Source organism: Kurthia gibsonii (assembly GCF_006539985.1).
Classification (GTDB): Bacteria; Bacillota; Bacilli; order Bacillales_A; family Planococcaceae; genus Kurthia; species Kurthia gibsonii.
In genome coordinates this window covers 1-11,426 of the sequence record NZ_BJOB01000058.1, presented here as the reverse complement: position 1 = coordinate 11,426, position 11,426 = coordinate 1, and the positions used below count along the sequence as shown (strand labels likewise).

The 11,426-nt window shown below is 34.0% G+C and carries 12 protein-coding genes; 8 read left to right on the top strand and 4 right to left on the bottom strand.

Features of this window, described 5'->3' with window-relative positions; genetic code table 11:
• The first annotated feature begins 183 nt into the window (after window positions 1–183).
• From KGI01_RS12390 to KGI01_RS12375, 4 genes are all read left to right on the top strand, one after another.
• Window positions 184–801 carry a LysE family translocator gene (locus KGI01_RS12390; protein WP_087682296.1) on the top strand — a complete coding sequence of 206 codons (618 nt, stop codon included), beginning with the start codon at window positions 184–186 and terminating at the stop codon, window positions 799–801.
• 116 nt (window positions 802–917) lie between these two features.
• On the top strand, window positions 918–1,529 hold the full coding sequence (locus tag KGI01_RS12385; RefSeq protein WP_170214792.1) for a DUF1643 domain-containing protein: 612 nt from the start codon (window positions 918–920) through the stop codon (window positions 1,527–1,529).
• Between the two features lie 68 nt (window positions 1,530–1,597).
• On the top strand, window positions 1,598–2,029 hold the full coding sequence (locus KGI01_RS12380; RefSeq protein ID WP_307723186.1) for a universal stress protein: 432 nt from the start codon (window positions 1,598–1,600) through the stop codon (window positions 2,027–2,029).
• A gap of 127 nt (window positions 2,030–2,156) precedes the next feature.
• Complete coding sequence (locus KGI01_RS12375; protein WP_141274936.1) at window positions 2,157–2,780, top strand: hypothetical protein; 624 nt, start codon at window positions 2,157–2,159, stop codon at window positions 2,778–2,780.
• A gap of 69 nt (window positions 2,781–2,849) precedes the next feature.
• Here KGI01_RS12375 and KGI01_RS12370 read toward each other — a convergent pair whose 3' ends face one another.
• Window positions 2,850–3,179, bottom strand: a complete 330-nt coding sequence (locus KGI01_RS12370; protein ID WP_141274935.1) for a hypothetical protein — start codon at window positions 3,177–3,179, stop codon at window positions 2,850–2,852.
• 108 nt (window positions 3,180–3,287) lie between these two features.
• On the opposite strand from KGI01_RS12370, the gene KGI01_RS12365 reads away from it, so the two are divergent.
• Entirely contained in the window at window positions 3,288–4,673 is a 1,386-nt protein-coding gene (locus KGI01_RS12365; protein ID WP_141274934.1) for a S41 family peptidase, read from the top strand.
• On the opposite strand, the gene KGI01_RS12360 is transcribed toward KGI01_RS12365, so the two are convergent.
• Complete coding sequence (locus KGI01_RS12360) at window positions 4,670–5,077, bottom strand: PaaI family thioesterase (protein ID WP_141274933.1); 408 nt, start codon at window positions 5,075–5,077, stop codon at window positions 4,670–4,672. The genes KGI01_RS12365 and KGI01_RS12360 overlap by 4 nt on opposite strands.
• Window positions 5,078–5,155: 78 nt before the next feature.
• Entirely contained in the window at window positions 5,156–5,557 is a 402-nt protein-coding gene (locus tag KGI01_RS12355; protein WP_141274932.1) for a PaaI family thioesterase, read from the bottom strand.
• Window positions 5,558–5,769: 212 nt separating this feature from the next.
• Here KGI01_RS12355 and KGI01_RS12350 point away from each other — a divergent pair, with 212 nt between their 5' ends.
• Together KGI01_RS12350 and KGI01_RS12345 are read left to right on the top strand one after the other, a co-directional pair.
• Window positions 5,770–6,222, top strand: a complete 453-nt coding sequence (locus KGI01_RS12350; RefSeq protein WP_141274931.1) for a hypothetical protein — start codon at window positions 5,770–5,772, stop codon at window positions 6,220–6,222.
• Complete coding sequence (locus tag KGI01_RS12345) at window positions 6,210–6,500, top strand: DUF2653 family protein (RefSeq protein WP_068455658.1); 291 nt, start codon at window positions 6,210–6,212, stop codon at window positions 6,498–6,500. The genes KGI01_RS12350 and KGI01_RS12345 overlap by 13 nt, the downstream gene beginning before the upstream one ends.
• A 40-nt stretch (window positions 6,501–6,540) precedes the next feature.
• Here the strand turns inward: KGI01_RS12345 and KGI01_RS12340 are convergent, their stop codons facing one another.
• The gene (locus tag KGI01_RS12340) at window positions 6,541–8,142 is read right to left on the bottom strand and encodes a tetratricopeptide repeat protein (protein ID WP_141274930.1); all 1,602 of its coding nucleotides are present in this window, start codon (window positions 8,140–8,142) and stop codon (window positions 6,541–6,543) included.
• 591 nt (window positions 8,143–8,733) lie between these two features.
• On the opposite strand from KGI01_RS12340, the gene KGI01_RS12335 reads away from it, so the two are divergent.
• Window positions 8,734–11,268 carry a hypothetical protein gene (locus KGI01_RS12335; RefSeq protein ID WP_141274929.1) on the top strand — a complete coding sequence of 845 codons (2,535 nt, stop codon included), beginning with the start codon at window positions 8,734–8,736 and terminating at the stop codon, window positions 11,266–11,268.
• The last annotated feature ends 158 nt before the right edge of the window (window positions 11,269–11,426 follow it).

Below are 11,426 nucleotides of genomic sequence, written 5' to 3'. Positions count from 1 at the left end.
AAAACCGCGCGCGAAAGGGAATCTCCTCCTCCGAAATGGAAACGCCGCTCACCGAAAAGGGCATATTTAACGTTTTACCATGCTAAAACGTTATCAAACTAACAAGTGAACTACTTTTCTCAAATAGCGTTTTGCTCGAAAAATATGTGGTATGATGATGAAAAAATAGAAGGAGTGTTGGAAATGGCGATCCTTGGGACATTTTTATTGATGTCTTTTTTACTTATTATTTTGCCGGGACCAGACTCTAGTTTGGTCATTCAAAATTCGATTATGTATGGACAAAAAGCAGGTTTTAAGACAGTGATGGGGTCGGTGTCAGGTCTACTCATTCATACAAGTGCTGCAGTTCTTGGATTATCGGCTCTACTAATGCAGTCGGCAACATTATTTACTATATTAAAATACATAGGTGCAGCTTATTTAATTTATATCGGTTTTAGTGCATTGCGCACATTAAAAAATCCACCGACAGAGGAAGAAATTGTCGTAAAAGGGAAAGAAAAATCCTTTTTCTTACAAGGCTTCATTACATGTGCATCTAACCCGAAAGTAGCCGTATTCTTTTTAACGTTCTTGCCACAATTTGTGCAGCCAAATTATAACCATATGTTACAATTTGCAGTTATGGGAATCATCTATGCAGTGATGACGATTATTTGGTTTTTATTATATGTCTATTTAATTGATGTGTTTTCAAAGTGGCTGAAAAGACCAACTGTACAAAAGTCAATTCAAGGCTGTACAGGCATCGTTTTATTACTATTCGGTCTTCGCTTAGCATTAGAAAAAACAAATTAAGTCCTCAAATAACTATTGAGGACTTTTTTTTTATGGGTATAGGAAATGTAGTAAAAAAGCAAGTAGTATTTTGTCAAATATTGTATAATTAATTTTATAAAGGGGAGATGCTCTATATGAAGAAAGTGGCGTTGAATGTGAGAGAATATCAAGGGGTTACGTATTATTCGGATGACGAAAAAGAACGTTATCTTTTAAAAGTTATTTGTGACCCAGAAGTGGATAAGTCTGTTACAGTTATTATGTTAAATCCAACAACGACAGAAGAAGCATTAGCAGATCCTGTTATACAAAAAGCGATCCACTACTTTCCAAATAAAATAGGTAAAGTGAATATTGTTAATTTATTCCCTTTTCGAGAAAATCATATTCATCAACTAGATGAACATATGAAGGAGCAGAATATGCGCTATTTTAGTATTATTAAACAAAATCTGCATATGATTAAATTAGCAATTAAAGACGCCGATGAAATTATTTTAGCCTGGGGGAGCTTACCAGATGATTTTTCTGAGGCACACTGTCATACATGTATTCGTGATATTGTTCATCTAATTCGTATGTTTCATAAGACGAATCACTGTTATGTTTTTGAGATTGAAGGACAGGAATCTTTACTGACATGGGACAATCATCCGCATCATCCAAGAGAAGGAAAAATTAAAGGTTTACAACATGTGTCTGAACTTTGGATAGAAGATGGTTGCTTAGTACTTCGTTTTCAATAGAATAGCTGTTTTTCGTGGTGAAAAATGTTAAAATGAATACATTAATTTAAGGAGGGGATCGTGTGACTATGTATAAAAATATTATTATCGCAATGGATGGCTCCGAAAATGCAAAGAAAGCACTAGATCGTGCAGTAGTACTTGCCAAAACGAATAAAGCAAAACTGTATATCGTGAATATAATTGATACACGTACATGGGCAAACATTGAAGCGCATAATGCAGAGAAGCTTCAACAAGAGGCAGAGGTATTCTCAAAAAGTTTAATGGATAGTTATAATGAAGCAGAACTAGCAGATATTGAAGATGTAAATATTATTGTGGAAGCAGGTTCTCCAAGAACAATGATTACACATGAGATTTCTCGTCGTGTAAACGCAGATTTAATTATTTGTGGAGCATCTGGACTTAGCAAGACAGCTCGTTTTCTTTTAGGAAGCGTTTCAGAAAATATTGTTCGCACAGCAGAATGTGACGTATTAGTTATACGTCATCAGTGAAGAAAGAGGCCATTAATCAGCCTCTTTTTTTGAACCTTAACGCTCATTTTATTCCATAAATTAGTTGTTTTAATATGAATTAAGTACTATAATATGGAAAAAAGATCTATTCCGAAGGGGTGTTTAGATGAAGAAAACGTGGTTTATTGGCTTTGAATCGTATGATGTAATATTTCAAAAAGATTTGTATAAAAGAGAACTTGATTTATCGAATATACTATGTAGATTAGGTAATTTATTAGAAGTTTCATACATGAGTGAAAATTATACAGAGGAATATCAATTATATACGTATGAAAAAGAACAAGAATGTTTTCTAAAACTCTATACACAATTTAAACAAGGAATTATTCACATTGAGCAGAAGATCATAGATGAAAAGAAGAGACGAAAAAACTTTTTGATTCAACATCAAGTCCAAGAATGGATTACAATGTTACCAAATGCATTCGACATGCATAAACAGCTATCTACATTTGAACAGGGCGAATGGAAGATGTGGCTAGATTTTTGTCTAAAGCAACATCAAATTACACCTTTAAAAGCATATACATATCAAAAATTAGTTGAATTAGCCTGTCTTTTTTATGCGTGGTATTTTCTTAATCACGTAATAGATTGGGAGCGATTTGATATAGATCCAATTTATCGTGCAAATCAACAATATTATTTAAAAAAACATTATGATGAAGCTACTTTTAATAACTTAGAACACCTGATGATTTTTCAAAAAATATATTTACTTTTTTAAAAGAAAACAATCTAAATTGGTTCACTGTAAAGAAAAATGAAAGAACCTATTTAGATCGTTTTTTATGTTTTATTTCTTTTGTAATGTATAAGACACTTGGTCGCTAATAGTTCCATCCTCTTGAATTCGATAGAGTTCATATGTATTAGCATTTGTTTCAACAATTGTATAAGTCGGTTTGTCATTTAACAGAAGTTGTCCTTCTTTAATAGTGTATTCACTAATTGTTTCATGTTGTCCATCTTTTAATGTAAGAAGATTAGCATCTTCATTGAAGTCCATTTCAATTGAGTGGTCATTATTTCTTGCTGTATACTTTCCATTTAAAGAAATGGAACCACAAGCAGCAAGTAGGGTTGTTAGGACAAAAATAGCCCCTAAATTTGAAAGTTTTCTCATCGATTCAAACCTTTCATACTAGCATTCTATACTATCATAGCATAGGAATAGCTATTACTAAGTAAATTTTTTGTCAAAATCGTTACATGAAAAGAGCGGAGGGATTGAATGAAAAAGAAATTTTTAACTAGCTTTACAACGGTATTCTTGGGGATTGGGTTCATCATAACACCTACAGCACAGGCGGCTGAGCCACTTACAGAGGTCAAAAATATTGTCAAACAAGTCTACTATCCTGGTGTATCAGACAAAACGCTACAACAAGCAAAAACAATTAAACAATTAATGAGTAAACTCGATCCATACTCAGAATATTTAACATCTGCGCAAATGAAGCAATTCATCAATAGTATCGAAATGAATTATGTCGGAGTGGGTGTTACAGTGCTAACTCATACAAAAGGATTAAAAATTACAGAAGTAGTTGCCAATTCGCCAGCTAAAAAACAAGGAATTCAAACAGGGCATATCATCACAAAAGTGAATAACAAAAATTTAAAAGGAATGAAGTATGAACAAGCTATTTCCTTATTGACAGGTAAGGTGAACACACATGTGACGATAACAGTTTTGAACCCAAAAACGAATCAAACGAAGTCGTACACAATGAAACGCCAAAAACTAAATGTACCAAATGTTGAAACGAAGCGACTGGCAGGAGGTGTTGGTTACATTCGTCTTAATAGTTTTGCATCGAATAGTGCGCGTGACTTACAAAACCATATGGCGAAATTAAAAGATGTGAATAGCTGGATTCTCGATTTACGTGGTAATCCTGGAGGCGATGTAGAAGCAGCTGAAAAAGTAATTGGTATGTTTAAAAAGGCAAAGTACGCATACTATATTAAATTCGCAAAGGACAAAACCTATTACTATCAGCCACCTGTTAAACAAAAAAAGCAATTTAATGGTTCTGTAGCAGTTCTTGTAGATCAGCATTCAGCAAGTGCTTCAGAAATGACGGCTGCAGCAGTAAAGGGACAAAGATTAGGGACAGTTTACGGACAAAAAACCTATGGAAAAGGCGTGCAACAAGGCTTATTTCCACTTAAAAATAATAAAGGCTATTTAAAATTAACAATGGCAGAATTTTTCGGCCCAACAACTGGAACAGGATTTACAAAGATTCATCGCGTGGGTGTTACACCAAATGTTAAAACAGTAGTTGGAGCAGAAGTACAGACGAGTCATAAAGCATTACTTCAAAAGGCTCTCGCAAAAAGTAGTGTAAAAATGAATAGCTATGTCATGTCTTACCATAAGCAAACGATGACCGTTAAACCTTCGAAAATATTGTCGTGGTCGAAGTTGAAAAATGCAAAAGTATATGTCATGCAAATTGGTGGTACAACACAAAAAGTAACCATCAAAAAAGCCTCTCAACAACTCGTTATTCAACCGAAAACGACATTGAAAAAAGGCTCAACATATTATGTGAAAATAAAGCCATCAACAGGTAAATCGACGTACACCTATATGCGCGTTGGAAATTAAGATGCTTTAATAAGCATCAGTGATGAAGTAATCGTCGCAATGACACGATTACGCTGATATACTTCTGACTCCACATAGGCAATCGTCTTGCCTAACTTTTTAACGATTGTACGAATTTCTGCTTCGCCAACTGTACCGGGGCGATGATAGGTTGATTGAATGGATATACTTGTGAAGGCGATATCGGGTTTTACGACACTGAGTAAAGCATAAGCCATACCAATATCGGCAGCCGCAGTAATAAAGCCGCCAAGTACTGTACCATTGCCGTTTAGTTGTTCAGGTGTAATGTGCCAATAACAAGTTGACTGTCCTTCATTCGCTTCTTTAAATGTGACGTTCAGTAAACTTTCAGAAGGTGATGCTTTGATTCCTTGTTTTAATAAAAAGTCGAGTCGATTCATCTTTAAAACCTCCAATTTTTGTATAATTATATAGTGAAAGGAGAAATCTCGCTTAGATTTCTCCTTTTTAACTGCATGTTATTTTTCGATAATGCCTTTGAATGTAGCTGTACAAAGTGCTACCAATTCACCAGCTGGATTGTGAATACGACCTTCTACAATAACTGTTGAACGTGTTTTTTCGATGACCTGACCTGTGATTTTTTGAATACCTTCATCGCCTTGACGAATAAAGCGCGTTTCCATCTGAATCGTTAGGACATTATCAAAACCAACAGACATCGTTGCCATTCCCATTACATTATCGAGTGCCATCATGATAATACCACCATGCAATGTCCCACTTGTATTTTCTATTTCTTTTTTAAATGGTAGATGAATCTCAGCGTAACCGTTTTCAGCTTTTACAAATTGAAAACCAACTTTATGCCAAAGATCAAGTGCTTCAAAACGTTGTTGAATTGAAAGTTTCGTTGTCAAAAGAATTCCTCCTGAATAGATAAGCTTACTATTAATCATAGTAAACAATGCATAAAATTGCTATATAAAAATGGTTTTTTCCATTAATTTGGAATAAAAGCGTTTTGACAAATTTTCGACAATTATTGAAAACGGAACCATACATATTATTTCGGAAAGTATATATTTCATGATATGATAGTGTTAAATACATTATAGGAGGTTTTTTTCAATTGAAAAAAATAATTGCAGCACTTTTTGTAGCGACATTAACATTCGCTGCGGTAGGACCAGTTCTATCATCCACTCAACCATTAACAGCAGATGCGCGTGGCTATAAATCAGGCAAAAGCGGCTTTAATGTCAGCAAAAGTCCATCAAATAACAACACAAATTCAAATGTACAAAATAAATCAAATACAATAAACAACAAAACAACAAACCAATCAGCAGCGCAAAAAAGTAACAAAGGCGGCCTAATGAAAGGCTTAATGCTTGGTGGGTTAGCAGGGTTATTATTCGGTGGTTTATTATCTGGTATGGGTGCTATGGGGAATATTTTAGGATTATTAGTAAACGTAATCGCTATTCTAGTCGTTATTATGTTAATCGCTAAAATCGTATCAATGTTCCGTAACAACAAACGTGATAAAGAGGAAGAGGATCGTAAAGCATGGAAATCGTAATCCCAGAACAAGACGTAATTAACTCAATTTGTTTATATCATGCACGCGAGAAAAATATCATTCCTGAAGATGTTGAAGTAGAGTTAATGTATGACGACGAATTAGGTTTTGAGGCAGAAGCATTCTCAAATGGCATGTCAACACTGTATAAAGAAGGTAATATGATTTCAGCGCTTCGTGTTTGGGTAGAAGATTACTTAAACATGAATCCATTCTCAACAAGTATTCGACTTGAACTGGATGACGAGCAAGGAATCATTGCATACGCAGCAGAATAGACAGTAAAGAACCTCAGATTTTAAAATCTGAGGTTCTTTTTTATACGGGAATAAGATCTTTTTTCAATCTACTTAACATTTTTTTAACTTTTGCAACTTGTTTACGTGAACTGAATTCTTCTAATACGTTAATGGCAGCTTCGCGATTCCCATTCGCTATATAAGCTTCTGCTAATAGAATCGCAAATTTATATTCTTTAGGGAATTTATCGTAAGCCTCTTTTGAAAATTCAATTGCTTCATTCAATCTTTTAAGAGCTACTAAAGCTTTACTGATTGATACATAAGGACGGTCGAAATCAGGCATCATCTCTTTTGCATGTTGCGCAAAATCAAGCGCCCATTTGGCATGATTTTTTTGTAAGCAATAATCAGAAACGACCCAATAGTACTCAGATGATTTTTTACGCAATGCGCCGCGTTCGATTTCTTTTAACGGTTTCTTTTGTAAAAAGTCCATAACAAGTGGCTTTAATTGTTTCGTTTGTGCTAAAAAACGAGGTACGCGATGCCCAGCATACGGAATTTGTAAAATACGTGCTTTTGGATAAGACGGCAAAATTTCATGTTTGATATAAGGTTCATCTACTAAATTTTGCGGATCATATATAATCGTAATATTTGAGTTATGTGAAACAGGGTGTGGAGAAATATGTTTAAAAGGCTCTTTTACAACGATGGTACGCGCACCATAATCTGGATTAGCAGAGTTTCTAGGAGCCATCGCTAAAATACGAATATCTGATATAAGGGAGCCAAAGTATAATGCAGCATAGCCACCTAAACTCGTTCCATAAGCAAACTTATCTTCATATGTAGAGAAAACAGGTGAAGTAGAGTCGATATAATCTTCTCGAGATAAATCTTGGTGAAAGTTACGCACATGGTCACGGCGTAAAGCAACTAAGTCCATATCATTCTTTTTAATTAAGTTAAATGAGAACGGTATATCATGCCATGTTTTATCAATCGTATCAAATGTTGCGACGACACGTTCATTAGGTATTCGGTGTTTGTATAGTTCGATACGTGATTTACCATTATTAAAAATAATATATTTTCGGTAGGAGTCTTTAAATAACTTACTATATTCTTCAGGTTTCTCATTTCTTATCGTTTCAACGAGTTGTTTTGACTCTTTCTTTTGTCCGAGTAATTGTAAACAAACGGAATAATCATATAGTGATGTGGTAGTTACTTCTTGATCATGTAACAAGGGGAATAATCGCGAAGCCCATTTCCAATCAAAGATTTGCATAGCTTTTTTCGTAACAAAACGAAGATAAGGGATATTTTTTTTGTTTTGCTCAATTCCAAGCATGGCAATTTTTTTAGCTAATGCCTTTTCTTCTATATTTAACAAGTAATTGATACAGCTTTCATAGAAAAAACGAGACGCGGCTTTTTTACCAATCATTTTTTTTATCATTTTGCGAAGTACAAAAGTCTTTTCGTTTTTAGCCTTTAATAAGGAACGAATTTCATGGTTACACGGATAATGTTGTAAACCTTCCTTTAAAAGGCGTGAATAATTTTTTCCTTGTATTTGTTTTGCTAATTCTATGTATTGATGTGCAGATGGTTTTACGGGGGCTTGCTGAATCATGCTACATAATTCTGCTTGTAATGCTTTTGAATCCATGAAGGATTCACTCCTTTCGAAATACAGTCAATACAATTAAAACATAATTCCCAGTAACATTTTTACAGAATAGTGAATTGTAATAAATTTTAAAGAACCTGTAACTGATAAGTAATATTAGGTGTTTTTGTTAAAAGAATGTAATAGCATTTTTAATAAACTTCTGAAACAAGTCGTTTATTTGTAATTAAATCGATAGATAGTGACATTATTAAAAAACAACAGTTTGATTCATAAGTGAAAAAATATAACTTTTAGTCGAAGTTTGTCGAATATTATTTTTTTGATAAAAAGTAGAAAAGTATCGTAATTTTATGATTATTTTTTAGAAAATAGTAAAATAAATTATAAAAAACAAATAAAATAGTATTTTAATGATATTTATCATTAAAATAATAGGTAAAATAAATTATTATTCTATGTTTTAGTAAGAAATTTAGAAAAAGGCTAAAAAAATAAGAAATGATATGATATAGTAGTCAATAAGTGATACATGAAGGACTTATGTAGGGTATTGTTTAGTATTATTCTCATGCACTCGAGTGTATTACGAATAAATAACATTTATGACTGAAAAGGAGATTTTCAATTATGCGTAATTTCAAATTAATTAAAACTGCAGCAGCCCTAGCATTAGGAGCTTCAGTAGTAACATCAGCTGTAGTAACAACTGACGCTTCAGCAGCAAGCAAGTACAAAATCAAGTCTGGCAAACTAGTTGTTGCCAAAACTGGTAAAGTCGCTAAAGGCTATGTTACTTATAACAAAGTAGTTTACAAAGACGGTAAAAAGTTCACTGGTCTAAAAAACAAGGTTTATTACAAATTAGGTAAAAAAGCAACAGGAACATATAAAGGAGCTTACTACGTAAAAGGCGCTAAAAAAGTAACGACTGGTACTTACAACAAAGCTTACTACGTAAAAGGTGTTAAAAAAGTATCTACAGGTCTTTACGGATCTAAATACTACAAAGATGGTAAATTAGCAACAGGAACATATAAAGGTGCTTACTACGTAAACGGTGTTAAAAAAGTAACAACAGGTACTTATAACGGTGCTTACTACGTAAAAGGCGTTAAAAAAGTATCTACAGGACTTCTTGATGGTAAATTATACGTATCTGGTAAATTAAACAAAGGGTACAAATTATACAATGAGGAACTTTACAAAGATGCAGCTTTAAACGCTGAATTAGTAATCTTTGAAGAAAAATTATACGATGGCGCTAAATTAAACGAAGGCATCAAAGAATTCGACGGTAAATGGTACAACAACGCAGAACTTGCTAACGGTGTTGTAACAGTAGATGGCGAAAAACTTTCATTCAAAGATGGTGTTAAATTACCATTAGTTGTTGAAGGAATCACAACAATCAACACATCTGTAGTAGAAGTAGCAATCGCTGCTCCAAAAGGTGACGTATTAAAAGCAACTGTAGAAGTAAAAGACGGTAAAGGTAACATCGTACCAGTTAAAGCTGTAGATGTATCTGCTGGCGATAAAACAGTAGCATTCACATTCGATAAAACAATCACAGATGCAGACTTCACTGGCATTTGGACAATTGATGGCGTTGAATACAACTTTGACGTATTAAATCAATTTAAAGCAATCAAAGATGCTTCAACAGACATCGCTCTATATGATGCATTAAAAGCTGCAAGTATCGCTTCAGTTAACCCTGATTTAGTTGGGGCTTACAAAACAGCAATCCAAGCTGCAATTTCAGCTGATAAAGCAACAAAATTAAGCGATATTCAACCAATCATTGATCAAGTGAACAAAGAAAAAGTTGAAGAAGTAAAAGAAGAAGAATTAGTAAAAGCTTTAAAAGATGCAAAATCAAACGATATTAAATTCTTAGCTGCATTACAAGCTAACTTCACACAAGTGAATAAAGAGTGGTTTGCAGAATATAAAAAAGCTATGCCAGCTACAATCACAGCATCTAAAGATGTACAAGATAAAATCAACCAAGTAAACGAAACTAAAATTGGTGCTGCATACGATAAAGCATTCAAATCATTAGCAACTGCTGATATCCAAGCAGCTCGTGAATTATTAACAACTTACGGCGCTACAGCTGGTAAAGATGAATTCGACAAAAAAGGTTACGCAAATGATTCATTAGATGTACTAGCAGCACTTGCAAAAGTAGATGCAGCAACTACAAACAACACATTAAAAACAGCTTTAGTTGAATTAGATGCTTTAGAGGCTAAACTTGTTGAAAAATACAAAAACGAATCAGCAGTAACTGTTAAAGATGAATTTGATGTTAAAGAAGTAAAAGAAGAATTCTTAGCAGATTACCGTGCAGCGGTAAAAGGTGCAGTTGTAGGTTCTAAAAACCAACGTAAAGACATCGCTACAATTATTACAACAGTGAACTCTGCAAAATTAGCAGGTCAAAAAGAAGCTACAGTTACAGCTGTACAAGGAATTAAAGCTGAAACAACTGAAGCAGAAGTTGTAAAATTATTACAAGATGTACAAACAGCACACCGTACTGCAAACCAAGAGCCAGCTCTTAACAAAGTAAACGAAGCATATGCTAAAGCTTACAAAGCAGCAATTCTTGCTGAAGGTAAATTAGCTACTTTAACTACAGCTGATGCAATTGATACTTTAATCGGTGAAGTAAATACAACTGAAGATGCATTAGCACAACTTTCAGCTGTAAATGAAGCAAAAACTGTAGCAGAAATGACTTCAGCTTTAACAGTAATTTCATTAACTAACGGTACATCTGAAACTTACATTAATTTATCAGCAGCAAACAAAGCAGAAGTAGCAGAATTAGTATTAGCAGCTAAAAAAGAAAAATTTGATACTAAAGAAGCAGTTGCAGCAGCAGTTGCATTAGCAGTTGGTGAACGTGACGGATTAATTTCAGCTGTAAACGAAGCAATTAAAACACCGTTTGTTTATAAAACAGTAGATCCAGCATTAAAAGCATTAAATGTGGAAGCTTACAACAACTTAGATGCAGTTGCTAAATTAGCAGCAGCACAAAAATTCCACGCGAACGTACCAACAAAAACAGCAGCAAATGGTGAAAAAGAAGTTGTTGACTTCACAAACCTTACTGCAATTAAAGAAGCTTTAGTAGCAGCAACAAAATAATTCAAACGCAAGTTAATAACCCAAACTTATGTGTTCACGCATAACAATAGTAGGAATCGCCACGTGCGATTCCTACTTTTTGGTTATTGGAAAAAATGGCTTCAGAGCATGAGGAGGAGCGAGTGACCCATTTTCGTCCTCGAATGTCCTGTTTGAAT